The 26907-nt window shown below is 40.9% G+C and carries 25 protein-coding genes; 16 read left to right on the forward strand and 9 right to left on the reverse strand.

The features are described 5' to 3' along the window. The first annotated feature begins 262 nt into the window (after window positions 1–262). The 4 genes from N6B01_RS11215 (at window position 263) to N6B01_RS11230 (ending at window position 4831) form a co-directional block, all read left to right on the forward strand. Window positions 263–1162, forward strand: coding sequence for a DnaJ C-terminal domain-containing protein (locus tag N6B01_RS11215; RefSeq protein ID WP_262078808.1), 900 nt, complete (start codon window positions 263–265; stop codon window positions 1160–1162). A gap of 430 nt (window positions 1163–1592) precedes the next feature. Beyond that, complete coding sequence (locus tag N6B01_RS11220; protein WP_262078809.1) at window positions 1593–3131, forward strand: hypothetical protein; 1539 nt, start codon at window positions 1593–1595, stop codon at window positions 3129–3131. A 560-nt stretch (window positions 3132–3691) separates the two neighbouring features. Then, window positions 3692–4054, forward strand: coding sequence for a barstar family protein (locus N6B01_RS11225; RefSeq protein ID WP_262078810.1), 363 nt, complete (start codon window positions 3692–3694; stop codon window positions 4052–4054). A gap of 36 nt (window positions 4055–4090) precedes the next feature. Beyond that, entirely contained in the window at window positions 4091–4831 is a 741-nt protein-coding gene (locus N6B01_RS11230) for a barstar family protein (protein WP_262078811.1), read from the forward strand. Between the two features lie 288 nt (window positions 4832–5119). On the opposite strand, the gene N6B01_RS11235 is transcribed toward N6B01_RS11230, so the two are convergent. Beyond that, the gene (locus N6B01_RS11235) at window positions 5120–5620 is read right to left on the reverse strand and encodes a type III secretion system chaperone family protein (protein ID WP_182417855.1); all 501 of its coding nucleotides are present in this window, start codon (window positions 5618–5620) and stop codon (window positions 5120–5122) included. 463 nt (window positions 5621–6083) lie between these two features. Further along, the gene (locus tag N6B01_RS11240; RefSeq protein WP_182417856.1) at window positions 6084–6347 is read right to left on the reverse strand and encodes an accessory factor UbiK family protein; all 264 of its coding nucleotides are present in this window, start codon (window positions 6345–6347) and stop codon (window positions 6084–6086) included. 277 nt (window positions 6348–6624) lie between these two features. Here N6B01_RS11240 and lgt point away from each other — a divergent pair, with 277 nt between their 5' ends. The 6 genes from lgt to N6B01_RS11270 all read left to right on the forward strand — a co-directional run bounded on the left by lgt (window position 6625) and on the right by N6B01_RS11270 (window position 11768). After that, a complete protein-coding gene (lgt, locus tag N6B01_RS11245; protein WP_262078812.1) occupies window positions 6625–7530 on the forward strand; it encodes a prolipoprotein diacylglyceryl transferase in 906 nt (301 codons plus the stop codon). A 5-nt stretch (window positions 7531–7535) separates the two neighbouring features. Next, a complete protein-coding gene (locus tag N6B01_RS11250; protein ID WP_262078813.1) occupies window positions 7536–8675 on the forward strand; it encodes a class I SAM-dependent methyltransferase in 1140 nt (379 codons plus the stop codon). Between the two features lie 25 nt (window positions 8676–8700). Then, on the forward strand, window positions 8701–9486 hold the full coding sequence (gene pgeF / locus N6B01_RS11255) for a peptidoglycan editing factor PgeF (protein ID WP_262078814.1): 786 nt from the start codon (window positions 8701–8703) through the stop codon (window positions 9484–9486). A gap of 2 nt (window positions 9487–9488) precedes the next feature. Next, complete coding sequence (locus N6B01_RS11260) at window positions 9489–10640, forward strand: M24 family metallopeptidase (RefSeq protein ID WP_262078815.1); 1152 nt, start codon at window positions 9489–9491, stop codon at window positions 10638–10640. 253 nt (window positions 10641–10893) lie between these two features. Next, on the forward strand, window positions 10894–11376 hold the full coding sequence (locus N6B01_RS11265) for a hypothetical protein (RefSeq protein ID WP_182417860.1): 483 nt from the start codon (window positions 10894–10896) through the stop codon (window positions 11374–11376). A 53-nt stretch (window positions 11377–11429) separates the two neighbouring features. After that, window positions 11430–11768 (forward strand): tRNA-binding protein, encoded by a 339-nt coding sequence (locus tag N6B01_RS11270; protein ID WP_262080659.1) that lies wholly within the window; start codon window positions 11430–11432, stop codon window positions 11766–11768. An 87-nt stretch (window positions 11769–11855) separates the two neighbouring features. On the opposite strand, the gene N6B01_RS11275 is transcribed toward N6B01_RS11270, so the two are convergent. Next, window positions 11856–12803, reverse strand: a complete 948-nt coding sequence (locus N6B01_RS11275; protein ID WP_262078817.1) for a 2-dehydropantoate 2-reductase — start codon at window positions 12801–12803, stop codon at window positions 11856–11858. Between the two features lie 368 nt (window positions 12804–13171). Between N6B01_RS11275 and hisD the strand changes: the two genes are divergently transcribed. The 4 genes from hisD to N6B01_RS11295 all read left to right on the forward strand — a co-directional run bounded on the left by hisD (window position 13172) and on the right by N6B01_RS11295 (window position 17131). Continuing rightward, window positions 13172–14464: a histidinol dehydrogenase gene (gene hisD, locus N6B01_RS11280; protein ID WP_262078818.1), complete on the forward strand. Its 1293-nt coding sequence runs from the start codon at window positions 13172–13174 to the stop codon at window positions 14462–14464. Between the two features lie 54 nt (window positions 14465–14518). Further along, entirely contained in the window at window positions 14519–15001 is a 483-nt protein-coding gene (locus N6B01_RS11285; RefSeq protein ID WP_262078819.1) for a UPF0262 family protein, read from the forward strand. 1 nt (window position 15002) lies between these two features. Then, the gene (locus N6B01_RS11290; RefSeq protein WP_262078820.1) at window positions 15003–15452 is read left to right on the forward strand and encodes an arsenate-mycothiol transferase ArsC; all 450 of its coding nucleotides are present in this window, start codon (window positions 15003–15005) and stop codon (window positions 15450–15452) included. A gap of 98 nt (window positions 15453–15550) precedes the next feature. Next, window positions 15551–17131: a hypothetical protein gene (locus tag N6B01_RS11295; RefSeq protein WP_262078821.1), complete on the forward strand. Its 1581-nt coding sequence runs from the start codon at window positions 15551–15553 to the stop codon at window positions 17129–17131. Between the two features lie 159 nt (window positions 17132–17290). On the opposite strand, the gene N6B01_RS11300 is transcribed toward N6B01_RS11295, so the two are convergent. The 6 genes from N6B01_RS11300 to N6B01_RS11325 all read right to left on the reverse strand — a co-directional run bounded on the left by N6B01_RS11300 (window position 17291) and on the right by N6B01_RS11325 (window position 23199). Continuing rightward, window positions 17291–17743 (reverse strand): hypothetical protein, encoded by a 453-nt coding sequence (locus tag N6B01_RS11300; RefSeq protein WP_262078822.1) that lies wholly within the window; start codon window positions 17741–17743, stop codon window positions 17291–17293. A 219-nt stretch (window positions 17744–17962) separates the two neighbouring features. Then, on the reverse strand, window positions 17963–18370 hold the full coding sequence (locus N6B01_RS11305; protein WP_182417868.1) for a F0F1 ATP synthase subunit epsilon: 408 nt from the start codon (window positions 18368–18370) through the stop codon (window positions 17963–17965). A 217-nt stretch (window positions 18371–18587) separates the two neighbouring features. Next, the gene (atpD, locus tag N6B01_RS11310) at window positions 18588–20033 is read right to left on the reverse strand and encodes a F0F1 ATP synthase subunit beta (RefSeq protein WP_182417869.1); all 1446 of its coding nucleotides are present in this window, start codon (window positions 20031–20033) and stop codon (window positions 18588–18590) included. 161 nt (window positions 20034–20194) lie between these two features. After that, on the reverse strand, window positions 20195–21076 hold the full coding sequence (locus tag N6B01_RS11315) for a F0F1 ATP synthase subunit gamma (RefSeq protein WP_182417870.1): 882 nt from the start codon (window positions 21074–21076) through the stop codon (window positions 20195–20197). Between the two features lie 18 nt (window positions 21077–21094). Then, complete coding sequence (atpA, locus tag N6B01_RS11320) at window positions 21095–22624, reverse strand: F0F1 ATP synthase subunit alpha (protein WP_182417871.1); 1530 nt, start codon at window positions 22622–22624, stop codon at window positions 21095–21097. Continuing rightward, window positions 22624–23199 (reverse strand): F0F1 ATP synthase subunit delta, encoded by a 576-nt coding sequence (locus N6B01_RS11325; protein WP_262078825.1) that lies wholly within the window; start codon window positions 23197–23199, stop codon window positions 22624–22626. Before N6B01_RS11325 ends, atpA begins: the two co-directional genes overlap by 1 nt. Before the next feature lie 582 nt (window positions 23200–23781). Between N6B01_RS11325 and rpsO the strand changes: the two genes are divergently transcribed. Together rpsO and pnp are read left to right on the forward strand one after the other, a co-directional pair. After that, window positions 23782–24051, forward strand: a complete 270-nt coding sequence (rpsO, locus tag N6B01_RS11330) for a 30S ribosomal protein S15 (RefSeq protein ID WP_182419757.1) — start codon at window positions 23782–23784, stop codon at window positions 24049–24051. A 423-nt stretch (window positions 24052–24474) separates the two neighbouring features. Further along, on the forward strand, window positions 24475–26670 hold the full coding sequence (gene pnp, locus N6B01_RS11335) for a polyribonucleotide nucleotidyltransferase (RefSeq protein ID WP_262078827.1): 2196 nt from the start codon (window positions 24475–24477) through the stop codon (window positions 26668–26670). The last annotated feature ends 237 nt before the right edge of the window (window positions 26671–26907 follow it).

Genomic DNA, 26907 nt, shown 5'->3' on the forward strand with positions numbered 1-26907 from the left:
ATCATAGTATCGCATATTTAATTGTTCTTTAGACTTGATATTTACCCAATTATAGTAATTCATGCCATGCGGGGAAATTTTATAGTTCATGCCTTATCTCTGCGCGTTGATAACTAGAAACGCTGCAAAAGCTATGATAGGTAGAGGAACGTTTAAAAGTGCGATTGTCAATTAATTGCTTTAAATTTATTTTATGAGCATTGGCAGGTTTTAGAATTTAATGATGTGGCCTGCTTGATGCCGCCACGAGAAAGAGGACAATATGCGCGATCCCTATACGGTTTTAGGCGTTGCACGTTCGGCAAAACCGGAAGAGATTAAATCGGCTTTTCGTAAATTAGCCAAGAAATTCCATCCTGATCATAATAAGGATGATAAGAATTCTCAGACACGGTTTTCCGAAATTAGTCAGGCCTATGAAATTTTAGGTGACAAGGAAAAACGTGGTCAGTTTGACCGCGGTGAGATTGATGGTGAAGGTAAGCCAACCTATCAAGGTTTTCAAGGGACAGGCGGCGGTAGTCCTTTTGGAGATTTTGGCGGCAGTAGACGCACATCAGGCTTTAGTACTAGCGGTTTTGACGCTGATGATTCGTTTTTCAGCGAAATATTTGGTCGTGGTGCATCATCCCCCTTTGGCGGCGGTGCTCATCGCGCTCAACCAAAGCGTAAAGGCGATGATATTAATGCATCAATTTCAATTAGCCTTGAACAGGCCGTTGGCGCTGATAAGGTTGAAGCAATATTTCCTAATGGTAAAAACCTCAAAATAAAATTGCCAGAATTTGTAGAAGACGGTCAAGTTATTCGCTTAAAAGGTCAAGGCGAGGCTATGCCAAGTGGAACCAATGGTGATGCCTTGATTACCATTCATTTTAAAAAGCATCCCAAATTCAGGCTTGAAGGTCGTGAGATACATCTTGATTTACCGGTAGCTTTAAAAAATGCAGTGCTTGGTGCTAAGGAAGAAGTAGAAACCCTTGATGGCCGTGTTGCTGTCTCAGTTCCTGCATGGTCAAGTTCTGATCGTGTACTGCGTTTAAAAGGCAAGGGCTTGCCATTAAAAACAGGCGGCCGCGCTGACTTTTACGTTCATGTACGCATTATGCTACCACAAGAAAAAGATGAAGCGCTAATTGAATTTTTAAATAATAATGGCTGATGGATTAAGCCTTAACCGCTGAATTAAATCTGTATTGATAATAGATTAAATGGCTCGTTTTTACGGGCCATTTTTATTTTAGTATTTGAAAAAATGGGCCCAATTTTGCTAAAAAATGCATAAATTAAAGACTGCAGTGCAGGCAGACCCGTGTATTAGGTTGATGCAACCTCATTAAGAACGGTGAAACAATCAATTAAATCAATTTTAGCTCGTATTTTCGCTTGTTTAAAAAAAAGGCTTGCAGTATAAAACTTAACTATAATAGTCTAGTTTTATACTGCATTGTCTTGTCTGCCAAAAAATAGCTTTTGTAAAAGTCTAAAGGCTTAGTCTTGATTACTCCCCAACGGTTTTGACGCAAAATGCGGTAAAAATTTATGAGAGCATAGCACGTTAATTTCGACGATATGCTTCACATGGAGCTTAAATGGGCGTTGTCATTAATTTTTTTGATTACTATAAAAAGCCAGATATACCATTAGAAGCAACGGCACTGCTTGACATTGGACGCTTTGAACGTCCTTCAATCTATGAATTTTTAAGGTCCTTACCACAAGGGGCAAGTTTTGAAGGGGTAGAACTACCTGATTCATTTGCCTTTAATGCTGGTTCCTACCAAGATAGCGCAATTATTGATAAGCAAACCTTAGAAGACTATTTACAGCAAGAAGCCATGGGCATATTGCCTTTTATGCGCCGCGCCGCCCAGCATCCTGATGCTCACAATCTTAACGAATTTTACAACCGTTTGACAATTGATATTCATAGTCATGATATGCTGTTCCTACTGGTTGATCTTGTCAATGAAGATGATTCAATCGGTATTGACGAATTACGCAGTTTAAGCCTTTGGTTGATTAAAGCCAGTCCTGATCGTCTTGGCGTTTGCGCGGGCCTATTATTGCTTGGTCTTGCCGAGCCAAAATCATGTGATAAAGAATTTTTAATGCTGCTTGGCAGCCATGAAGCTTTTACGCTTTTTGCCTTTATTGTGTTGATGGAAATCCATCCAAATGAACAGCATGACTATATTGCATGGGAATTGGCACGTAAAACTCATGGCAAGGGACGCCTATTCATTATGGACCGCCTTGTGGGAACCAATAATAATGAAATCCGCCATTGGTTATTATGTGAGGGCTATAAAACTGCATGTTCACAGCCGATATGCGCGTTAAAATGTGCGACCAAATGTGGGCTCGTTCATGCGCTGGAAGCGTTTGAACCTGATGATAAATTGCTGTTGGCAGCGGCTGGAATTTTGGCAGTGCTTATGCGGCCTGATGAGGATGGTGATTATCTTATAGCCTTTTTCATTCAAGGTACGAAGGCACTTTCTCTATTGTTGGACAGTGCGGCTGATGCGGCTATCAAGGATGTCACACTGTTTAAAAATTTGCTCTGCATAAAATCCTTGCTAGAGGAGGAGCATCAAGAAAAATGGCAAAATCTGGAGCGCCTTGGTTGGTCTTTGGAGTTTCGCCAAAAAACAATCTTAGCGATTAACCATATGGCGCGGCGGCAGGGTTGGAAAGCACAAATTTTACGTAAATTGCAATTTGGTGATGACTTAGAGTTTGTAAGCGCTGCTGAAGCTGCACCTTTTATGCATATTGATGCTTGGCCTTATTATTTTGAACGCCAGCGCACCTTACCGCAAATGAACTATTGGTCCATTCTTTTTGATACCGATAATGATCAATTTTTTGATGCAGCACTTTTATTAGCCGAAAACCAAATTTTACTTCCATGGCTCAACCAAGGAAACTTGATTGAAAGCCCAGAATGGTCGCCCTTTATAGGTGACTTATTGAAAACTGTATTAGAAAAACTTCATCAGTTCCCAAGACGCGGCGAAAAATGGTTAGATCTTGCTTTAATGGCACCCGATAGGCTTTGCCACAACCTTGCAGTGAATATCTTGGCTAAGTGGAAAAACCTAAGCGTTGATACACAAAAATATTAAACTTCAACACGTAATTTGATGTAAATATTTACAAGGCATTATAAGGCAATATAAGTTTAATGAAATTACACATTCTATGATTGCTTTAATGTATCAAGTAAACAATATGCATCAAGGTGCCGATTATAGTTTTCGCTATCACAATTTTATAATCTGTTTATTATAAATTTTGGCTCTATAGTTGATTTTAAAACTGAAACTAAGAGAATATATTGGCAATGCCTAACTCGATCGAATATTTTTTATGCGAAGAGGATAGCAAAAAGAAGCTTTTCGCAATGAATGGTCTTACTGAACGCTTTGATATTTATGACGATGGATCCAACGGCATTTTGGTTTGCGATGCCCCTTCAAATTATGATTTGCAAAATTTAAGGCCCGAAACATTTTATGAAATTGATTTTTTACACCCAAGAGGCAATGATAGGCATAGGCTTTATATTGAATCCTTTGAAAAAATAGGAAAAAAATTATTTATAAGCTGCAATATGCGAGCTTTTGGAATGTTCACCCTGTTGCGTCAAGTTATAGCTTCGCCCATTGAGCGACCGTGGCTTAATATGATTGGCAAACGCAAAAAGCTTTATACGGCGACTTGCCTTTTTTATAGCGGTATACCAAAAAGAGTTGCAAAAAAGTCAGTAACGATAGAGGGAAAATATATCACTGATTATTATTCATTTTTTTGCGAAATTGGTTACGGTTTTGCTGGGCGTCTGGGCTATATGGGGCGTTGCTTAGATGGATTGGTTGATTGCTTTTGCGAATGTAAAGGTTATTTTGAAGTTAGCCTAACTTGGCATGATTTTGAAACTGCAAAATATTCAATAGAAAATAATTACCCCTATCAAATGGATCGACATGAAATAGTTGATAAAATCGTCAATGCATTATCTTCTCATATGACTTTAATTTTAAAATAGGCATTTTGCCAAAAATTTAAGATAAAATTGGCTGCCATGCAAAAATATATTCTATGTGATTATGAAACAGAAGCTCCACTGTTTGAAATGCAAAATTTTATTGAATGCTTCGATATATTTGCCAATAATTTTGAATTTACGTTCTCCTGCGATTATCCCGATCAATCTTGTTTAAGCCGTTTAAAAAATGGACAAAAATATCTTATTAAAGTCTATGGTTATCAAAAGGAGATTTTCATTGATATTTACACTTTTAGCTTTGAAAAGTTTTTCAACAATCTGATCATCAATATAAATCTTATTGAAGCAGAAGAATATCAACCCGTACCAACCAAACCTTATCAATTTGGCGTTCTCTCGCTCATCGACGCATTTTCTACCAATGAAGACCACAGACCATGGTTTGGTCTTATTGGCGATAAAAAGCAGCTTTATATTGCTGCTAGCCTTTGTATAACGGGTGTCCAAACAACACCAATCAAAAATCAAATTATTCTTGAAGGTAAATATATCACTGATTATTTCGCATTTTATTGCGAACTTGGTTATGCCTTATGGGGTAAGTTTGGCTATATGGGAGGCTGTCTAAATAGCTTTGAAGAATGCTTGCAAGCCCTTAAAAAAAACAAAAAAATTGAATTAATCTGGAAAGATTTTGCACTTTGCCAGCATTCAATGGCAAATTATGCGGACCACCAAACACCTTATGATGGAGTTGAACTTGCCGATATTGCGGCAAATTATCTGTCGGATTATTTCGATGTAACTTTAGATTAATACAGTTTCCATCTATCTAACGTCGCAGCTTTTGGTAAAGATTATTATTCCAACCGCAATAATACACTATCCAACCTAGATGAAGCCCCTTTAGAACAAATACAATATGGGCAAGTTATCTTATCAAGAATAAGCAATTATTTAAAATTTTCTTCAATAACTGCATTTCAAAAACAAAACGTAAATCACCATAAAATGCTTTTATAAGTGCACATAACCAATAGCCCCATGCTAAAATCTCAATAAAATAATATCCAATAGAGATAAAACACTAAACTATTAATATGCTTAAGCATTGCCAATTGTTTCAAACATTGCATGGCGCAGCGCGACTTGTGCATCCATCCCATCGCGAGCAACACTCTCACAAGCGACAAAATGTTCTTCACATGCATCAAGCGCTGTCATTAATAACATCTTCACCTGTGCATCATTGGGATGTAACCCGCCGCTTAACAACAGCGTTTGCCGAAACATAACGGCACGATCTTCTGTCCAATAATCAAAATGACCAACCAACATTTTTTCATTGATAATCGACAAAAGATCAATCATTTCACTGCGACGCGATGCGTCAACATTTAAGGTAAAAGAGCAAGCAAGATGCAAGGCTTCGAAGTCTTCCATCCATGAAAATGAAACATAATATTCGGCTTTGCTGCCAGTTATGCAAACAGCAATTTCATCTTCGGCTGTGCGCTCGAAAGACCAGTCATGCCCATATGCAATCTGTTCAATCACATCGACTGGATGTGCCTCACGCTCTTTGGCGTCATGAACAAGTCTCATTTCTTTTCCTATCATTCCAAAAATCAGCATTTTAAATGCAAGATTGATATTTAAACTCTTTTGCTTTTTAAAAGAGCAATGCTAGCGTTCAAAACCACGCGCAAAGCCATTAAAAAGCAGAATAATAACTCTGCGCGACAAGACAAAGCCTGCGCACGACAAAAGTAATTATTTTTTGACGCAAAAACACAAAGACTATGAAATTAGGCGAACGACAAACAAACCACCATATTTTCATACGCTTGAATGACCCATATACGAATCAACAAGTGTTTTCAGTGTATTGATTGGCGTTGTAAGTGCTAGTCCCCCGATTCAAAAAAGCTGTGGTTAAAAAAAACAAAGGCCGGAAAAAATATTTCCGGCCAAGCTAAGAGATTCTGATAATATAGCTTTTTGACTTTTCAACAGGCGTTAAAAAAATGGGGATTACTTTTTAACTTTACGTTTTATTAATCGCTTTTTAAGCTTTATTAGCCAAATCCAGTTTTTCTTCCAGAATTTTTACCCGTTTTTGCAATGCTTCATTCGCATCAAGTGCTTTAACGGCAAGCGCCTTTACTACTTCAAACTCTTCCTTACTGACAAGATCAAGCTTATTAACAGCACGCTCAGCTTGGGCGCGAAATGCGGTTTCTACTTCTTGGCGCACGCCTTGTGCAGCACCAGCTGCATCGGTTGCAAGCTTTGCCAAATCATCAAAAATACGGTTAGATCCGTTGCTCATATTATTCATTCCTCTTTTCATTGACATATTTTAAACAATATAAGGATCACACCTTAAATTGTGCAGCTCACCCTCTCATATAGGGTGAAATGTTAAGTTGGTAGGTTTAATTTAATACAGGCAAAAAAAAATAAAAGCACTTTCTCGTAAAAACGAATATTTTGGGTATTTCTGGTAGGATTTTTAAATTTGACAGATGTGTCGAAAAGTTTATTTTCTAGCCAAATGTTTTTCATCTTGGTGACGTCGAACCACCATGCATATACAGGGTAATTAAATGGGTAGTATTCTTTCTTTTAGCGCTTTGGCATTTCCCAATATTGATCCTGTAATCATCCATCTTGGTCCTTTTGAGCCGCGTTGGTATGGCCTTGGTTATGTTGTCGGCATTCTTTTTGCATGGTGGTATGGTACATTTCTCTTGCGCCGCCCACAATTATGGAAAAATAACCAACCGCCAATGGAACCAAACAAGCTTGATGATTTTGTTATTTGGGCAGTACTAGGTGTCGTTGTTGGTGGTCGCTTAGGTGAAGTATTATTTTACCGCCCTGATTTTTATTTTGCTAATCCCGGTAAAATCATCGCCGTTTGGGATGGCGGCATGTCATTTCATGGTGGTTTTATTGGCATGGCACTTGCCATGGTATTTTTTGCACTTAAAAACAAAATTAATACATTTTCAATGTTTGATACCATTGCCGCCGGTGTGCCAGTTGGCCTTGGTGTTGTGCGCGTTTGTAACTTCATCAATAATGAATTATGGGGGCGCGAAGCCTTTACTATTCCTTGGGCTGTATTATTTCCTGGAGAAGCAGGCGGCATTCCGCGTCATCCAAGCCAAATTTATGAAGCACTTACCGAAGGACTGTTACTGTTTATTGTGCTAGCAATCATCATTTTTGCGTTCAAAGCCTTGAAAAAACCGGGCCTTGTTAGCGGTACATTTGTTATGGGCTATGGACTTGCCCGTATTTTTGTTGAGTTTTTCCGCGAGCCGAGTGGCAGTTTTTTCGCCCTTGGTTGGCCTAATCGCGACACAGCTATTCATTTATTAAATGCCGATGCAAATGGCGACTGGCTCACCATGGGCATGCTATTATCACTACCAATGGTTGGCGTTGGTTTGTGCATGATTATCTATGCTTTGATCAGCAATAAAGCAACCGCACAACAAGTTTAATATTGATGATGACAACAGCAAACCTTAATAGTTTAAAGGAAAAGCTTATTGTAACCATCCAAGAGCATGGTCCTTTAAGCATTAGCCAATTCATGACATTTTGTTTGGCTGATCCACAATATGGCTATTATAAAACTGCTGATCCCTTTGGCCGTGATGGTGATTTTATCACCGCACCCGAAGTAAGCCAGATGTTTGGTGAAATGCTCGGTGTTTGGGTTGTTTTATCGTGGCGTGCGATGGGGGAACCTGCTGATTTTAGCTTATGTGAAATGGGTCCTGGTCGCGGTACCTTAATGGACGATGTTTTGCGCACCATTAAAAAGCTAGATTTGAACTGTTTTAACGCGGCGAAAGTTTTTCTTATTGAAACTAGCCCGAAATTGCGAGAAAAGCAAAAACAACGTCTTGCCAGCCATAATAGCAATATTACATGGATTGATCATTTTAGCTTACTACCGGCGATGCCGGTTATTTTGCTTGCCAATGAATTATTTGACTGTTTGCCGATCTATCAATATGTTTTTGATGGTCAAAATTGGCGAGAAAGAATGGTTGGTGTTTCGCCTGACAGCAAGAATGAAATGGCTCTTATTTTTGGTTTGGGCTCAATTATTTCACCACCAGCCTTACCCTATGCCCTACCAATTATAAAAGAAGGTGATATTATCGAGGTGTCGCCAGCGCGTGAAAGCCTGATGGATGAAATAGCCAGCCATATTATGCAATATCGCGGTGCTGCCTTGATTATTGATTATGGTGCTATTGAGCCAAAACCGGCTGACACATTGCAAGCCATGTCAAAACATCAATTTAGTGATCCTCTTGCAAGCCCTGGAAAAGATGATTTAACATCACATGTGGATTTTGCCGCCCTTAACCAACGAGCGCAGCTAATGCACTGTCAAACCTATATGACCACTCAAGGCGAATTTTTATTGTCATTAGGGCTAATTGAGCGAGCGCAAACTCTTGGGCAAGGTCGCGACAGCCTATTTCAAGAGAAAATCCGCAATGATGTCGAGCGGCTCGCAGGTGATGATAAAATTAGTGGGAAAATAGGTGGGAAAATGGGCGGGCTCTTTAAAGTATTATGTGTAAGTGATAAAAATACCCCTATAATACCCTTTGATCAGCAATTCTAAAACAGTTAAAAGGCGGAAAAACAGCATGAATAATAAGCCTATGCCGATTATAAACACCGCCTTTAACGATCATTGCGGCGCGCAGATACAACATGGCTTTTTTACCCGTCAAGGCGGCGTATCAAGTGGCATTTATGAGAGCCTTAACCTTGGTCAAGGTTCTGATGACGAGCCCAATTTGGTGCTTGAGAACCGCAATCGTGTGGCTGCAAACTTTCATATTACCAGCGACAAGCTTTTGACTTGCTATCAGGTGCATTCATGCGATGTCGTAACCGTGACAGCGCCTTTTTCGAGTGAGCGTCCAAAGGCTGATGCCATGGTAACCAACGTGCCGGGGCTTGCGCTTGGCATCTTAACTGCCGATTGCGGACCTTTATTATTTGCTGATAGTAAGGGTGGAATTATTGGTGCAGCCCATGCGGGTTGGCGCGGTGCGCTTTATGGTATTATTGATAATACTATAGCCGCCATGGAAGCCCTTGGTAGTAAGCGTGAAGACATAGCGGTTGCGGTTGGCCCCTGCATTGGCCCCAATAATTATGAAGTTGGTGCAGAGTTTTTGCATAGCTTTCTTGACCTTGATGCTAATAATATGGTTTACTTTCGGCCATCGAACCGCGCTGACCACTATTTTTTCAATTTGTGGGCATTTTTAACTGTCCGTTTGCGCCGTAATAAAGTGAAGGATTATGCACTTAACCTGTGCACCTATGCTGATCAGGCACGTTTTTTTTCATATCGTCGTAAAACCCATCAAAATGAGATGGATTATGGTCGGCAAATTTCAGCGATTATGCTAGGGGAATAAGAATGGGTTTATATTTTTCTACCGAAGAATTTAAAAAGCGTGAAGCCCGCCTAATCGAAAAAATGACGATTGATAAACTTGATGCCGTGGTGCTTTTTTCGCAAGAAAGTCTTTACTGGTTGACGGGCTTTGATACATTTGGCTTTTGCTTCTTTCAATGCCTTATTGTTAAAGCTAATGGTGAAAAAGTATTATTAACGCGTTTGCCAGATTTGCGCCAAGCACTAGAAACATCAACAATCAAAAATATTGTTATTTGGCGTGACCGTGAAAACGCCAATCCCGCCTTTGATTTACGCAATCTTTTAAACGATATGGAGCTTTTGGGTTGTCGTATTGGTTTGGAATATCGCTCCTATGGTCTTGATGGTGCAAGTTGCCGCCTTGTTGACGAGCAATTGACCAGCTTTGCCAAAATTGTTGATATTTCTGGTTTGATTGACCATCTACGCTTAATAAAAAGCCAAGAAGAGATTACCTACATTAAAAAAGCTGCGCAATTATCCGATGATGTGCTTGATGCGGCTTTACCCAAAATTCAAGCAGGCAGCAATGAAGGTGATATTTTAGCTGCTATGATTAGCGCTAATTTTATTGGTGGCGGTGATTTTCCCGCCAATGATTATATTATTGGTTCAGGTAAAGATGCGCTTTTATGTCGTTCCAAAACCGGTCGGCGAAAGCTTGATGACAATGACCAATTAACCCTTGAATGGGCCGGAGCCTATCGCCACTACCATGCTCCGATGTTGCGCACTATATTGATCGGCACTCCAACACCGCGCCATCACCAGCTTTATGATGCAGCATTTGAAGCCATTTTAGCTATTCAAACGGCAATGAAACCAGGGGCAATATTTTCCGGTATTTTTGATACATTTACTGCCGTTATGGAAAAGCATGACTTAACGCGCCATCGTTTGAGTTCTTGTGGCTATTCCATTGGTGCCCGCTTTGCACCAACATGGATGGAAATGGAACATTTTGAAGCAGAAAGCCCGTTTGAAATTGCACCCGACATGACGCTTTTTGCCCATGCCATGCTTTTTGATTCAGATAGTGGTACAGCAATGACTCTAGGCGCTTCTTATCTTATTGATGAAGAAGGTGCAAAGCCGCTGTCACGCCACACGTTAAATCCAATTTTGCGTTAAAAAGTAAATAAAATCATTGATTATTACTGTCAATGTATCGTTGGCAGAATTATTGTTGGTTTATAAAATATCAAAATAAACTACGTTGCGTCTCATTGGAATATATTGAGTATTTCCAACCTCGCATATAGAATGATGATTTTGCAATTAATATTTATTGCGAAAAATTCATGCATAAAGCAAAAATATCGCTTTTTTTATTGTAAATTGCGTTTAAAATAATTCCATGATTTCTCGAAATGTTGAAAATTTGATGAAAAACAAAATTTTTACTATTTTTTCTATATTTACTGTTTTAATTTTGACAGGATGTCAGCATCTAGGACTTGGCAGCAAAACTGCTTCAAGTCCTGCCTTTGGTATTATTTCCCTTGATAATGCAACCGTTGCTGCGGCCAAACAACTCAGCGATGCCTTCATTGATGAAGGTGATGAGCAAAAAATCAAAATTTACCGCGGCATGCCTGATAAAGCGCAATATTATATTAAGGGCTACTTCTCGGTTATAGTTGATGAAAGCCCTGACGAAAATATGGTTCTTTATGTCTTCGATATTGTCGATAAGGATGGATCACGACTACACCGCATTGAAGGAAAATATGTGCTAAATCGTGTATTGGTACCGGCGCGCGACGGCTTTTGGGCAAGTATCACCAAAGACGGATATGACGCAATTGCAACGGAAACCATTCGCCAGATTGGTATATGGGTTGCAACCAATCGCGGCAATCTGTGATGGTTTTGTCTCGCAAGTGAAGCTATTATGCCAGTATCATTTTGACCGAGGAGATAAAAGTGATTGATTTTGCAGATTTTGAAAAAGTTGATATCCGTGTTGGCAAGATAATTGAAGCTGAGACTTTTCCGCAAGCACGAAAGCCTGCTTATAAATTGCTGATTGATTTTGGCGCTGACATTGGCTTTAAAAAATCATCGGCACAAATTACCAGTCATTATCAGCTTGATGATCTTGTTGGAAAGTTGGTTTTAGCGGTGGTCAATTTTCCGCCACGCCAGATCGGCCCTTTTATGTCTGAAGTGCTAACGCTTGGACTTCCCGATGAAAAAGGCGATGTTGTGTTGCTAACTCCCGATAAAACGGTACCACTTGGTGGACGCATGTTTTAAAGGCATTACTTTATTCTGGTTTTACCTTGATAGACGGACAAAACCAGAATGTAATAATAAGCAAAAGAAAGCTATAACAACTAAATATTAACGTGGACTAGTTTCACGTTTTTTACGCTCTTCATATGCTTTGACATGGCTATAGGCAAGCTCAAGAATTGGATGCTTTATATTTGCAGCCTCGGCGCGTTGTAAAAGGTCGCCTAAAATATGATCGCCTTCGACACGATTGCCATGTTCTATATCGCGCAACATTGAAGATGTGCCAACTGATTGATCATCGAGCAAAAAATGCTTTATAGCATCAAAAGCATCTGCATTAACCGCAAATCCATAATGGGCGGCAATTTCCGCATTGGTTATGATATAGCGCGACATGGCTTCACGTCCGCCATGGGCGCGATTAATATCGCCAAGGCTTGCACGCATAAGGCAAGTCATGCCGGCAAAAGCCGATAGCTGCACCCATTTATTCCACATTCTTTGTAAAATATCAGGAACGGCTGAAACTTGTAATCCTTTAGCACCATTAAAAGCACTATCTAGCATTTCAGTGCGTTCACTCAAACCGCCATCTTGCTCACCCAAAACCAATGTTGCTGTATTATTAAGGTGGTGAATAACACCATCTTGCCCAAGCGTTGCCTGAATAATAACTGAACCACCAAGAACATTGGCCTTGCCAAAAATCTCATTCAGTCTATCCATATGCGCCATGCCATTTAAAAACGGAACAAGCGATGCCCCCTCCCCCATAGCCGGAGCAATAGCTGCGATAGCGTCATCAAGATCATAGGCTTTACAGGTTAAAAATATGAAATCATAATTTGGCTGCAACTCGCTAGCAAGTATGGTTTTTGCCTTGATAATTGCATTGCCTGCAGGACTTGCAATGACAAGCCCGTTTTGTTCAATATTAGCTTGTCGCTTTTCACGAACCAAAAAAGTAACATCGCCGCCAATTTCGGCAAGACGCCCGCCATAATAGCCCCCAATTCCGCCAGCACCTAAAACCAGTATTCTTGGTCGTTCCATACCACCCTCCAATAAAAAGCTAACTAATTTATTTATATAATAGACTTAACCGCAAAATCATTGGCTTTGCCGAAAAATATTCTGAACAATATCTAAAGCATTTTTTTAAAAAAATAGAAAATCACATTTATTTATAGCACTTGCCGTTTAATAATTCGTACAATTTATAGAGCTAATAATGTGAATGAAAATGGATTTGATTTGCCAGCCTTTATTCAACGCTTAATAAATCTTAGACTAAACATTTATTCTCACCCCTTGCGCTTTTGTCGATATTAAGGCAATTTCACCTAGAGTATAATTTAAGTGTCGCAAATAATGCGCAGCAAAGGCATTGCTATTGCCTTTATGCATGGGTAGGATAAAAAATGGTTCTTGTTCTTCGTCAACAAAACAATGATTTTGAAGCAAAATTTAAACAGTTTCTCGGCTCTAAAAGAGAAGTCTCCCAAGATGTTGACGATGTTGTGCGTGCTGTTATTGATCATGTGCGCGAAAATGGTGACGAAGCCCTAATTGAATATTCCCTGCAATTTGATCGCATTGACCTTCGCGAAAAGGGCATTGCGATAAGCCAACAGGATATTGAAACTGCTGCTGCAAGTATTGATAGTGACACAATGGCGGCGTTGCAACTTGCCCATGACCGCATCAAGGCCTATCATCAACACCAATTACCACAGGACAAAAAATTTAGCGATGATTTGGGAGTTGAACTGGGTTGGCGGTGGACAGCGGTTGAATCTGTTGGGCTTTACGTACCAGGTGGCACGGCAAGCTATCCAAGCTCGGTATTGATGAATGCCGTTCCTGCAAAAGTTGCGGGTGTAGAGCGCCTTGTGATGGTGGTACCAACCCCAGATGGCAAAATTAACCCCTTGGTGCTTGCCGCTGCAAAACTTGCCGGCGTTGATGAAATTTATCGTGTTGGCGGCGCACAAGCGATTGCTGCCCTTGCCTATGGTACACAAACCATTGCACCTGTTGCCAAGATTGTTGGGCCCGGCAATGCCTATGTAGCCGCAGCAAAGCGCCAAGTATTTGGCATTGTTGGCATTGATATGATTGCTGGCCCTTCTGAAATTTTGGTACTAGCGGACAAAAATAATAATGCTGATTGGATTGCAGCTGACCTATTAGCGCAAGCTGAGCATGATGTTGCAGCTCAATCAGTACTTATCACCGATGATGAGGCTTTTGCAAGAGAAGTTGAAAAAGCGGTTGATGCGCAACTCAAAATACGCAAACGCGCAAAAATAGCCGAGCAGAGTTGGCGTGATTTTGGTGCAATTATTTTGGTTGATAATTTTCAAAATGCAATGCCATTGGTTAATCGCTTTGCGGCAGAACATCTGGAACTTGCCGTACAAGACCCAGATGCTTTATTGCCAATGATACGCAATGCTGGCGCAATTTTTCTTGGCAGTTACACGCCTGAAGTTATTGGTGATTATGTTGGCGGTTCAAACCATGTTTTACCAACGGCGCGTTCTGCTCGTTTTTCTTCTCCGCTTTCGGTTTTTGATTTTATGAAACGTAGTTCAGTGATGAAATTAAATGCCGAACAGTTGCGCGTTCTTGGACCAGCCGCCATTCGCATTGCTGAAGAAGAAGGGTTAGACGGCCATGCTTATTCGGTTGCAGTGCGGTTAAATCTTTAAAATTTTACGAAGCCATATTGACGCTTACGCAAAAGACTTTAAGGTTAGAACTCAATGAGTGAATTTAATGAAAATGCGCGGTTGATTGGTATTGAATTTGACGAGACCATTGGCCGCTCCACTCCAGAGGTTGAACATGAGCGCGAAGTAGCCGTTTTCGATCTTATTGAGGAAAACCAGTTTTTTCCCTCTGGCGATGATATTGGCGGGCCCTATAATCTTAAACTGTCCTTAATTGAAAAACGCCTTGTCTTTGACATTTCACGCAGTGACGGAACATGGGTTACCACCCATATTTTGTCTCTCACACCATTTAGGCGTATAGTCAAAGACTATTTTTTGATATGTGAATCCTATTATGAAGCCATACGCCTTGCAGCACCGAGCAAGATTGAAGCGATTGATATGGGGCGGCGCGGCTTGCATAATGAAGGATCACAAACCCTGCTAGATCGGTTAAGCGGTAAAATAGATATGGATTTTAAAACCGCACGCCGACTTTTTACACTTTTATGCGTTTTACATTGGCGGGGTTGATATGGATCATTTTTTACCAAAAGTATCACAACCAAGCTCGGTGCTTTTTGTATGCGGCATGAATTCCATCCGCTCGCCTATCGCAGAAGCTTTAATGCATCATCTTTTCCCTAAAATTTATGTCGCATCAGCCGGCGTAAATCGCGGTGAACGCGATCCATTTGCATCAGCCATTATAGCCGAAGAAGGTCTATCTCTTGATAGCCATAACCCACGCGGATTAGAAGATTTATCCGATGGTTTCTTTGACCTTATCATTACGCTAACGCCGCAGGCTCACCATGCGGTATTAGAAGAAATGCGCTCTTTTTCAGTCGATGTTGAATATTGGCCAATGCCAGATCCTGCTTTGGCAACGGGCTCACGCGAGCAAATTTTAGATGCCTATCGCAGTGTGCGTGAAGTTTTAAAAAAGCGTATTTTAGAACGTTTTAGCTCTATGAGCGAATGAAATAATAAAAAGCATATATTTAAGCCTATTTTACCGACAAGATATAAATCAATATAAAGCATATTCTTATTTTCATGATGAAAATTTGTGAGGAAAAAATGGTTCAGCGTTTATTATGTTTTGTTTTAATATTCTTAACAGCAACAGTTCCTGCAAAAGCGTTAGATCATTTTATCTATGCTGCAGATATTGATGATTATGTTGTTGTGCTCGAACTTTACCGCTTTTCTGACAATTCCTTCATTGGCCGTATGAGAACGGATGGCGATATATGGGCATTAGAAGGTAATAATGACAAGGCCAATCAATCAGCTCTTTCAGATATAGGCCTTGGCAGTAGTTATGCGACATGGCAGTTTAGCCAACTTCCTGACGGTAATATAGACGCAAAACGCAAATATTTTTATAAAGAGGAAATTACCAATATTGTATTTAGGCTAGTTGCAAAAGAAGCAAGAGCAGATATTAGTCGCAAAGATTTCATTAAACTGCTAAAGCAAAATGGTTTTAAATATTTCGACGAATTGTCAGATAAATACCAAGTAATTTTGGCGAAGTTTGATTATGATGAACGGGTTATTTATAAAGGAACTATCGGTTACTCCCCGATTATTATGGAGTTGTCATTTAGACCTGATAAAGTCTTAAAGGGACGCTATTTTTACGAAAAGTCAGGCATTGATATTCCAATAAAGGGAACGATAGCAAGCATCGCTGAGCCCTATCCGTTAAAAGACTATCCATATCAAAAATTTGATGAATATTTTGCTGATGGTCCAGTTTTCGTGCGACCAAAAGGGCGCTTTATAGGCGCGTTTGATGAAAAAAAATACTCGGGCATTTGGGAATTCGACGACAAAAAGATGGCGACCAAATTTGAGCTTGAGGAAGTAGATCGCTATTCGGGAGGATATTATTACTCTTCATCTAATGGCGAATTCTCACCTTATGATATGCTCAAGCTTCAAGGGCACGCTAAAGAAACTGGAAAAATACAGCAACAAAATAAAATAAGTTGGCAATATGTCAAAGATCCGCGAAACAATATTACGTTTTTCAAATTGGTAGATTTTCCTAATAACGCCATTAAAAATAGTATTAATCAACAGCTCCAAGACCAATTTTGGCAACTATCACAAAGTGCATTTGAATGTCTTTCTAGCCAATATTATGAAGTAGCGCCTTGGGCTGGACGAACAGGCTTTGAATTCCAAAAGGTTGGTGTCATATATGCATCTAAAAATTTGTTGGTGTATGAACAATCAATCGATGCCTATTGCGGCGGTGCACACCCATCAATTTTCACAGAACAGACAGCTATTGATATGACTTTGGGGGGCGAGCTAGATTGGCAAAAAATCTTTAATTTTGCGAAAATCTACGGCGACAAGACAGATAACTCATACAATTTACCAACTAGAGAGAATTTTTTTAAATTTCTTAAAAACCAACATAATAAAAATCGAAAGCAAAAAGATTGGGTGGAATGGGATGAATGCGCAGATTTTATGGCGGATTATCTTACATTTTTTTATGCGGATAATCGTTCCATCGCCTTTGGTAACAAGTCCATTTCCACGGCGGATCGCAATTGTGAAGGACCGATTATGCGTTTAGATATTGATAAGCTCACACCATATTTACAAAAAGGCGCGAGAGAATTTTTAACCAAAAACTAAACGCGAGCCTTCCATTTATAATAATATTGCTATCTTACCCATTCATAAATTTTTTGGGAATAATCAAATTTTACAAAATGAAGCGCTGTGGTGTTTTTTATATCTGCATATCTTTTAGGGGCGCTTACTCTTTGAAAGTAAATATGAAATTCCAAAATTTTACATAAACTTCGCGTCAAGCTTTTTTACATGGCCGTTTAGGTTAACTAGATATTCTACACCATCAAAATCTTTTATATATACCTTATTAAAGGCGATAATTTTATACTCCAATATTACGTCATAGTGAGAATATTCATAAAGCTTTGACCAATCCGCTAACGAACGCCACATTATCGATAACTCAGTTACCAAAATAGCCATTTCATCATTCACAATGAAAATGGCCCGCATTTCGTTTTCTTCATCATATTCCATTACCACCCGCTTATTTTGGATTTTTGCGAGCCGAGTGCAGAACCAACAATAAAGTGTATGTTCATCAACAATTGTAAGACTTGCCGGATATATTGGCCATTTGAATATGTGTATAAGCTCATCATTGATATATAAATGAACATTATCGCCTTTTTCATTTAACCGATATTTGGTTTGCCCGATAATATACAGCATGGCATCTCCCGAATTATTAATTAACACCATTTAACCTTATTTGTGATACCCCCCTCAATTGTGCAATTCAACCTCAATATTGCATTTGACTGGTGTAAAACTAAATCTACCGAAAGCACGACATTTTCGGCAATAAAAAAACAACGAAAGAGGCAATCTTTCGTTGTTTAAAAAATTCATAATTCGACAATCAAAACTGTCGCATCAACAGCACTTTGCTTAAGCCATAGTAAGAACGCCGCGCACGGTGGTTAATTCATATAAGAAATCTTCAGCGCGGTTACGGTGATCATCATTGGTAGCACCATCAAGTTCAGCCTTAGCAGCAGCGATACGCTCTTCAAGCTCCGCTGGATCAAAAGCTTCCAAAGGATGAGCAGCTTCCGCCAAAATTGCGCAAGATTGCGGGGTAATATCGGCAAAACCGCCAAATACCACAAAAGCCTTTTCGTCCTTGCCAGCAATTTTTACACGTACAACGCCGGGCATGAGACGGGTCATTGTTGGCGCATGATTGGCCATTACTGTCAAATAACCTTCACTGCCAGGAAGCTGAACTTCAAGCGCTTGTTCTGAAAGAAGAAGCTTTTCAGGTGCAACGAGTTCAAATTGAAAGGTATCGGCCATGTTCATTTGCTTTCAATCATTAGAGCATAGAATAGCTTCAAAAAATGAGCTGAATAGCTATGCAACAAAACAAAGAGATATAAAATAATTATATTCAGCTTGAGCTGAAAATATTTTGGGAAATTACCTTGGAACAACAGTACCCTTAAATAATTATACCAAAATCAGTCTAACTAAGCGCTGTTATAAACAATATCTATAACAGCGCCAACATTTATTAAGCAGCTTCGGCAGCAAGACGCTGAGCTTTTTCGATTGCTTCTTCAATAGAACCAACCATGTAGAAAGCTTGCTCTGGAAGGTGGTCGTAATCACCTGCGCAAAGACCCTTAAAGCCTTTAATCGTATCTTCAAGAGCAACCAACTTACCTGGTGAACCGGTAAACACTTCAGCTACGTGGAATGGCTGTGACAAGAAGCGTTCAATCTTACGTGCACGAGCAACAGTAAGTTTATCTTCTTCTGATAGCTCATCCATACCAAGAATTGCGATAATATCTTGCAATGACTTATAACGCTGCAAAATGGTCTGCACTTGACGGGCAATTTCATAATGCTCTTCACCAACTACGAGTGGGTCAAGCATACGGCTTGATGAATCGAGTGGATCCACCGCAGGATAAATACCCTTTTCAGCAATGCTACGTGAAAGAACAGTTGTTGCATCCAAGTGAGCAAATGATGTTGCTGGTGCAGGATCGGTCAAGTCATCGGCAGGAACGTAAATAGCCTGCACTGAAGTAATCGAACCCTTATTAGTGGTTGTAATACGCTCTTGCAAAGCGCCCATTTCATTAGCAAGGGTTGGCTGATAACCAACAGCTGATGGAATACGGCCAAGAAGCGCTGACACTTCAGAACCTGCTTGTGTAAAGCGGAAAATATTATCCACGAAGAAAAGAACGTCCTGTCCAGCATCACGGAAATATTCAGCAACGGTTAGACCTGACAAAGCCACACGAGCACGGGCCCCAGGAGGCTCGTTCATCTGACCATAAACGAGGGCGCATTTTGAACCTTCCGCGGAACCATCATGTTCCTTAGGATCAACATTTACCTTACTGTCAATCATTTCGTAATAAAGATCGTTACCTTCACGGGTACGTTCACCAACACCAGCAAATACAGAATAGCCACCATGGGCTTTCGCGATATTGTTGATAAGCTCCATGATGAGAACGGTTTTACCAACGCCCGCACCACCGAAAAGACCGATCTTACCACCCTTTGCATAAGGTGCGAGAAGATCAACAACCTTAATACCAGTGACGAGAATTTCAGATTCTGTTGATTGCTCAACATATTCTGGAGCTGGCTGGTGAATAGCGCGTGTTGCAGAAGCAACAATCGGACCGACTTCATCAACAGGCTCACCGATAACGTTCATGATACGACCTAACGTACCTTCACCAACTGGAACTGAAATCGGGGCACCAGTGTCTGTTACTTCTTGACCGCGAACAAGACCTTCAGTCGAGTCCATAGCAATACAACGAACAGTATTTTCACCAAGATGCTGTGCTACTTCGAGAACAAGACGATTACCGAGATTTGTTGTTTCAATGGCGTTAAGAATGAGCGGTAGATGCTCATCGAACTGAACGTCAACGACAGCACCGATAATCTGCTTGACGCGACCGACATGACCTTTTGATGTATCCATCCTAAAGGATCCTTTACCTGTTATTGACGCAGCTGTTGCAGTTTCTGCCGCTGCATGGGTTAAATAGTATTGGGGCAATTATGCAGCATTGTTTAAAATGCTTCAAGGATTTGCCCCTTTTGTTTCATTATTGTAAATAATAGCAGGAAATAAAACGCTTATTACAGCGCTTCAGCACCTGCGATAATTTCAATTAATTCTGTTGTAATCTGCGCCTGACGTTGGCGGTTATAGGTGATCGACAATCTGTTGATCATATCGCCAGCATTACGCGTTGCATTATCCATAGCGCTCATCTTAGCACCCATTTCACCGGCAGCATTTTCAAGCAATGCCCGAAATACCTGAACAGTTAAATTACGTGGGATGAGTTCATCAAGAATAGATGCAGCATCGGGTTCATATTCATAAAGCGCGCCATTGACATCGGCATTATCTGCAACAACGTCACCTGCACTTGCTGGGATGAGTTGCAAACGGGTTGGCTCTTGATTTATAACCGACTTAAATTCGGAATAAAACAATGAACAAACGTCAAATCCACCATCATTAAACAAGTTGACAATCTTGTTGGAGATACGCTGTGCATGAGCAAAACCAACTTGTTTGGCATCACGCAAATCAACATGATCAATAATAAGCTTGCTAAAGTCACGCTTTAAAATATCTGCGCCTTTTTTACCAACAGTAATCAGTTTCACCTGCTTACCATCTTGCAAAAGAGTGCGGATATATTCACGAGCATGACGCGCAATTTGCGAATTAAAGCCGCCGCAAAGACCGCGCTCAGCTGTACAAACAACAACAAGATGAACTTGATCATTGCCTGTACCTGCCATTAAACGCGGTGCATCTTCAGGGCTTACATTAGCAGCGATATTGGCAAGAACTGATGCCATACGCTGAGAATATGGACGCGCAGCCTCAGCTGCCTCTTGGGCGCGACGCAATTTTGCCGCGGCGACCATTTGCATCGCCTTGGTAATTTTTTGCGTCGCCTTAACTGAGGCGATACGGTCTCTGAGATCTTTTAGCGAAGCCATTAAACCGTCCCGTCAGTGTTAAGCAAAGTTCTTTGCATAATTGCCAAGCAATTCGACAAGCTTGCCTTTAAGCTCATCAGTTACCTGCTTTTGATCGCGAATGCCTTCAAGGATATCCTTGTGCTCGGTACGAAGCAAGGCTAATAGACCTTGTTCAAATTTACCGACCTGATTAACAGCAAGCTTATCAAGATAGCCGTTCACACCAGCGAAGATCACACAAACTTGTTCTTCGGTTTTAAGCGGTGAGAATTGCGGCTGTTTCAAAAGCTCAGTCAAACGGGCACCACGGTTAAGCAAACGCTGAGTTGCCGCATCAAGATCCGAACCGAACTGCGCGAAGGCAGCCATTTCACGATACTGAGCAAGCTCACCCTTAATCGAACCTGCAACTTGTTTCATTGCCTTGATCTGCGCTGATGAACCAACGCGTGATACGGAAAGACCAACGTTAACAGCAGGGCGAATACCTTGATAGAACAAATTGGTTTCCAAGAAAATCTGACCATCGGTAATCGAGATCACATTGGTTGGAATATAAGCAGAAACGTCATTTGCTTGAGTTTCAATAACTGGCAACGCGGTTAATGAACCTGCGCCATTATCGTCATTGAGCTTTGCAGCGCGTTCTAAAAGGCGTGAATGCAAATAGAAAACGTCACCTGGATAAGCTTCGCGGCCTGGTGGACGGCGAAGAAGCAAGGACATTTGGCGATAAGCAACAGCTTGCTTAGACAAATCATCATAAGCAATAAGAGCGTGCTTGCCATTATCACGGAAATACTCGCCCATTGCACAAGCTGCAAATGGAGCCAAATATTGCATTGGAGCTGGTTCAGAAGCGGTAGCTGCAACAACGATTGAGTATTCAAGAGCGCCGCGTTCTTCCAAAACCTTCACAAATTGTGCAACGGTTGAACGTTTTTGACCAACAGCAACATAAATGCAATAAAGCTTGTCCTTTTCAGGACCAGCATCGTGCACTGACTTTTGGTTAAGGAAAGTATCAAGAATAATTGCAGTCTTACCAGTTTGACGATCGCCAATTACCAATTCGCGCTGCCCGCGACCAACTGGAATAAGCGCATCAATGGCCTTAAGACCAGTTGACATTGGCTCATGAACAGACTTACGTGGAATGATACCAGGTGCTTTCACATCAACGCGGCGGCGTTCCTTTGCATTGATTGGACCTTTGCCATCAATTGGATTACCAAGTGCATCAACGACGCGGCCAAGCAATTCTGGGCCAACTGGCACATCCACAATCGACTTGGTACGGCGAACAGTGTCACCTTCACTGATATTACGGTCAGGTCCGAAAATAACGGCACCAACATTATCAGCTTCAAGATTGAGCGCCATACCACGGATACCACCGGGGAACTCAACCATTTCACCGGCCTGAACATTATCAAGACCATAAATACGGGCAATACCATCACCCACAGACAATACCTGACCAACTTCAGAAACTTCGGCCTCTTGGCCAAAATTCTTAATTTGCTCTTTTAGGATTTGCGATATTTCCGACGGTTTAATATCCATCAGCCGACCTCTTTCAGTGCAAGCTTGAGCGAAGACAATTTAGTGCGCAGCGATGTATCGATCTGTCGTGAACCTACGCGCACAACAAGACCGCCAAGAATAGCTGGATCCACAGTTACATTTAATGCAACATCTTTACCAACCACTTGACTAAGCGCTGCTTTCAACTCTTTTTCCTGTACGTCTGTTAACGCAAGGGCTGAGATTACCTCAGCAGAAACCTCACCACGCGCACGCGCAGCAAGAATATGAAAGCCTTTAATAATTTCAGGCAATTTATTTAAACGCCGATGATCGGCGATAACACGGAGAAAATTTCCAGTCAGCCCTTTTGGACCTGCACCATTAAGACCAGCCTTATTGGCGATACTATCAATAGCGGCAAGCTGTTGCTCTGCTGAAAATACCGGACTTTCAATCAAAGACTGTAGGTCATCATTTTTTGCAATTACTTGCGCAAAAGACGAAAGTTCTTTTTCCACAGCCTCGACACAGTTGGCTTCAGACGCAAGATCAAATAGGGACCCTGCATACCGCTGGGCAACTGATGAAATAAGCGAAGACGTTTCTGTCACGATTACTTGTCTCTTTCCCCAAGCATAGGCCCACCCTTAAAAAGGATTCGACCTTTCGGTTTCAATTAATTTCAGCACAATAGGCATTTTTTCAAAAATGGCAACACTGAAAGTTGAAGAGCATCTAGCATAGACATTCATGGCGTGCAACACCAAGCTGGAAGCCTTTTGCGCGGTTCCTTATGTTTTTCCACGTTTTTGCCATTATTTTTATGTGATATGGAAGACTTCTAATTTAAATAAAACTTGATTTAGCGCATAATCCCTTTGCTTACTATCAATCCGCAAGCAGGTGATTCCTCTCATTGTAGTTTCGCAAAATGCGCGATTAACCTAATTTATTTTTCTTACTAATCCCATGCAACTGTTTCTTAAACCTATCAATATTGGTGATGTTTTTGATATAAAGGACGCATTTAGAAGATAATTTTTCAAAACCCATAATAGCGGTGGTAATATTGCCGCAATTACGCTATAAGCTTGCCATTGTATTTAGGATTTAATTATCCATACATTTTTAACCCTTGTCTGGACGACATCCCGGCTAGGGCGTTTTTTCTTTAATTTTTGAAAGGATATATGATGTCGATTACTGCTGAACGTAAACAAGCTCTTATCAATGAATATGCAACAAAAGCCGGTGACACTGGTTCACCAGAAGTGCAAGTTGCTGTTTTGTCAGAGCGTATTGTTAATCTTACCGAGCATTTTAAAACCCACAAAAAGGATAACCATTCTCGCCGTGGTCTTTTGAAACTGGTTTCGCAACGTCGTAGCCTTTTGGATTACCTTAAGAAAATCGACCTTGCTCGTTATCAGACTTTGATTTCAAAGCTTGGTTTGCGCCGTTAAGCCAAATTGCCCTGTCCCATTTGAATATGGGGCAGGGTAAAATTTTTGAAGTTTACGCTTATGTTTTATCGGTTATCACCTTAAAACAATGAGTTTAATTTCACACACAAACGATTATTTTTATAATATCGCTGATATTATAAACGATCGTTTTGATACCTATTATTAATTGCTGTGAAAAATACTTTCTATCCAAGATTATGATAGGCATCAAAAAATGCATGTAAATTCGGGACTTGTCATGGGGCAGGATTGCTAGCCGCTTTAGATAGTTAACTCATGTGAATCTGCTTTCAATTGAAAGCTGCTTGTTGTCTTGCCCATGGCCCGTCTAAATAAGTGAACATATTTTGTAATCTAATTGATCAATGGATGATCGATAATAAAATATGTTTTGTATGTTAAATGAATGAAAGACGAAGTATGTTTAATACACATAAAGTAGAAATCGAATGGGCAGGCCGCCCGCTTACCCTTGAAACCGGCAAGATTGCCCGCCAAGCTGATGGCGCAGTAATTGCAACCTATGGTGAAACCATGGTTATGGCAACAGTGGTTTCCGCTAAGGAAGCAAAGGCCGGACAGGATTTCTTCCCCCTTACGGTTAATTACCAAGAAAAAGCTTATGCAGCTGGTCGTATCCCAGGTGGCTATTTCAAGCGCGAAGGCCGTCCCTCTGAAAATGAAACTCTTGTTTCACGCCTGATTGACCGTCCGATCCGTCCGCTTTTCCCTGAAGGTTATAAAAATGACACGCAAGTCATTGTAACTGTTCTTCAGCATGATCTTGAAAATAACCCTGATATTTTATCAATGGTCGCAGCTTCGGCAGCACTTACTATTTCTGGTGTACCTTTCATGGGACCCATTGGTGGTGCACGCGTTGGTTATATCAATGGCAAATATATTTTAAATCCAAATATCGATGAAATGCCTGAATCAAAGCTTGATTTGGTGGTTGCTGGTACAAGTGATGCTGTTCTTATGGTCGAATCAGAAGCACAAGAGCTTAATGAAGAAATTATGCTTGGTGCGGTAGTATTTGGTCAACAAGGTTTCCAACCAGTTATTGATGCAATTATCAAGCTTGCAGAAGTTGCTGCTAAAGAACCACGCGAGTTTGAGCCAGAAGACTTTTCTGAAATTGAAAAGAAAATGCTCAAATTTGCCGAAAAAGATTTGCGCAAAGCCTATCAAAATACTGTTAAACAAGAGCGTTATGCTGCTGTTGATGCTGTAAAGGCAAAAGTGCTTGAAAAATTCTTGCCAGAAGGCGAAGAAGCTGAATATGCACCAGAACAAATTGCAGCAGTATTTAAGCATTTACAGGCGAAAATTGTTCGTTGGAACATTTTAGATACCGGCACACGTATTGATGGCCGTGATCTTGTTACTGTTCGCCCAATTGTTGCTGAAGTTGGCATTTTACCTCGCACCCATGGTTCTGCTGTCTTCACACGCGGCGAAACCCAAGCAATTGTTGTTGCAACTCTTGGCACTGGCGAAGATGAGCAATATGTCGATACGCTTTCCGGCCTCATCAAAGAATCCTTCATGCTTCATTATAATTTCCCGCCATTCTCGGTTGGTGAAACAGGTCGCATTGGTTCACCGGGTCGCCGCGAAATTGGTCACGGTAAGCTTGCTTGGCGTGCGCTTCACCCAATGTTGCCTGAAAAAGCAAACTTCCCTTATACTATGCGTGTTGTGTCAGAAATCACTGAATCAAATGGTTCGTCATCAATGGCAACCGTTTGCGGCACCTCGCTTGCCTTGATGGATGCTGGCGTTCCTCTCGCTCGTCCCGTTGCTGGTATTGCAATGGGCCTTATCAAGGAAGGCGATCGCTTTGCGGTTCTTTCTGATATTCTTGGTGATGAAGATCATCTTGGCGACATGGATTTCAAGGTAGCTGGTACCGATCAAGGTATTACTTCTTTACAGATGGACATTAAAATCCACGGCATCACTGAAGAAATCATGAAGGTAGCGCTTGAGCAAGCTAAGGGTGGCCGTGAGCATATTCTTGGCGAAATGGCAAAGACCATTACCTCATCACGTGCTGAGCTTGGTGAATTTGCTCCTCGCATTGAAATCATGAACATTCCGGTTGATAAGATCCGTGATGTTATTGGTTCAGGCGGTAAGGTTATTCGTGAAATTGTTGAGCAAACCGGTGCGAAAATCAATATTGAAGATGATGGTACAATTAAGATTGCTTCTTCTGATGGTAAAACCATTGAGGCTGCAAAACGTTGGATCCATTCAATCGTTGATGAGCCAGAAGTAGGTGCGATTTATAATGGTACTGTTGTAAAGACTGCAGAATTTGGCGCCTTTGTTAATTTCTTTGGTCCTCGCGATGGTCTTGTTCATATTTCACAGCTTGCACCTGAGCGCGTTCAAAAAACCACCGATGTGGTAAAAGAAGGCGATAAGGTTTGGGTTAAGCTCATGGGCTTTGACGAGCGTGGTAAAGTACGCCTTTCCATGAAGGTTGTTGATCAGGAAACAGGTAAAGAACTTGCTCAAGACAACACAAGTGAAGATGCTGGTGACAATAATGATGGTGGCGACCGCCCAGAGCGCAAGCGCCGTCCACGCCGCAACAATGACTAAGTTAAGCTAAATTAAGCGTTAGTATTTTTGCCTATAGGCATATAAGCAGGGCTAACAATTGAGATTGACTATAAAGAAAGCAGGTACATCATGTGCCTGCTTTTTTATTTACGCTATTTTTTGGTGCTATGTTTATGTGGAGGTGAAAGCAACTTCCAAGGTAATTCAGAATATTTATGGCTTATCATGAGATGCGTCATGATTTTTTAAATGAAATTTTTTTGACAGGTTAGAACC

Source organism: Bartonella sp. HY406, assembly GCF_025449315.1.
In the GTDB taxonomy this organism is placed as follows: domain Bacteria; phylum Pseudomonadota; class Alphaproteobacteria; order Rhizobiales; family Rhizobiaceae; genus HY038.

What these genes read in the sequence shown, in the direction of transcription:
- N6B01_RS11235 (WP_182417855.1), bottom strand. Translation starts at nt 5,620, where the DNA reads ATGAGACTTGTTCATGACGCCAAAGAGCGTGAGGCACATCCAGTCGAT.
- N6B01_RS11275 (WP_262078817.1), bottom strand. Translation starts at nt 12,803, where the DNA reads ATGGAACGACCAAGAATACTGGTTTTAGGTGCTGGCGGAATTGGGGGC.
- lgt (WP_262078812.1), top strand. Translation starts at nt 6,625, where the DNA reads ATGGGTAGTATTCTTTCTTTTAGCGCTTTGGCATTTCCCAATATTGAT.
- atpD (WP_182417869.1), bottom strand. Translation starts at nt 20,033, where the DNA reads ATGGATACATCAAAAGGTCATGTCGGTCGCGTCAAGCAGATTATCGGT.
- pnp (WP_262078827.1), top strand. Translation starts at nt 24,475, where the DNA reads ATGTTTAATACACATAAAGTAGAAATCGAATGGGCAGGCCGCCCGCTT.
- N6B01_RS11285 (WP_262078819.1), top strand. Translation starts at nt 14,519, where the DNA reads ATGAGTGAATTTAATGAAAATGCGCGGTTGATTGGTATTGAATTTGAC.
- N6B01_RS11315 (WP_182417870.1), bottom strand. Translation starts at nt 21,076, where the DNA reads ATGGCTTCGCTAAAAGATCTCAGAGACCGTATCGCCTCAGTTAAGGCG.
- N6B01_RS11250 (WP_262078813.1), top strand. Translation starts at nt 7,536, where the DNA reads ATGATGACAACAGCAAACCTTAATAGTTTAAAGGAAAAGCTTATTGTA.
- rpsO (WP_182419757.1), top strand. Translation starts at nt 23,782, where the DNA reads ATGTCGATTACTGCTGAACGTAAACAAGCTCTTATCAATGAATATGCA.
- N6B01_RS11305 (WP_182417868.1), bottom strand. Translation starts at nt 18,370, where the DNA reads ATGGCCGATACCTTTCAATTTGAACTCGTTGCACCTGAAAAGCTTCTT.
- N6B01_RS11240 (WP_182417856.1), bottom strand. Translation starts at nt 6,347, where the DNA reads ATGAGCAACGGATCTAACCGTATTTTTGATGATTTGGCAAAGCTTGCA.
- hisD (WP_262078818.1), top strand. Translation starts at nt 13,172, where the DNA reads ATGGTTCTTGTTCTTCGTCAACAAAACAATGATTTTGAAGCAAAATTT.
- atpA (WP_182417871.1), bottom strand. Translation starts at nt 22,624, where the DNA reads ATGGATATTAAACCGTCGGAAATATCGCAAATCCTAAAAGAGCAAATT.
- N6B01_RS11300 (WP_262078822.1), bottom strand. Translation starts at nt 17,743, where the DNA reads ATGCTGTATATTATCGGGCAAACCAAATATCGGTTAAATGAAAAAGGC.
- N6B01_RS11290 (WP_262078820.1), top strand. Translation starts at nt 15,003, where the DNA reads ATGGATCATTTTTTACCAAAAGTATCACAACCAAGCTCGGTGCTTTTT.
- N6B01_RS11265 (WP_182417860.1), top strand. Translation starts at nt 10,894, where the DNA reads ATGAAAAACAAAATTTTTACTATTTTTTCTATATTTACTGTTTTAATT.
- pgeF (WP_262078814.1), top strand. Translation starts at nt 8,701, where the DNA reads ATGAATAATAAGCCTATGCCGATTATAAACACCGCCTTTAACGATCAT.
- N6B01_RS11215 (WP_262078808.1), top strand. Translation starts at nt 263, where the DNA reads ATGCGCGATCCCTATACGGTTTTAGGCGTTGCACGTTCGGCAAAACCG.
- N6B01_RS11225 (WP_262078810.1), top strand. Translation starts at nt 3,692, where the DNA reads ATGATTGGCAAACGCAAAAAGCTTTATACGGCGACTTGCCTTTTTTAT.
- N6B01_RS11295 (WP_262078821.1), top strand. Translation starts at nt 15,551, where the DNA reads ATGGTTCAGCGTTTATTATGTTTTGTTTTAATATTCTTAACAGCAACA.
- N6B01_RS11260 (WP_262078815.1), top strand. Translation starts at nt 9,489, where the DNA reads ATGGGTTTATATTTTTCTACCGAAGAATTTAAAAAGCGTGAAGCCCGC.
- N6B01_RS11230 (WP_262078811.1), top strand. Translation starts at nt 4,091, where the DNA reads ATGCAAAAATATATTCTATGTGATTATGAAACAGAAGCTCCACTGTTT.
- N6B01_RS11220 (WP_262078809.1), top strand. Translation starts at nt 1,593, where the DNA reads ATGGGCGTTGTCATTAATTTTTTTGATTACTATAAAAAGCCAGATATA.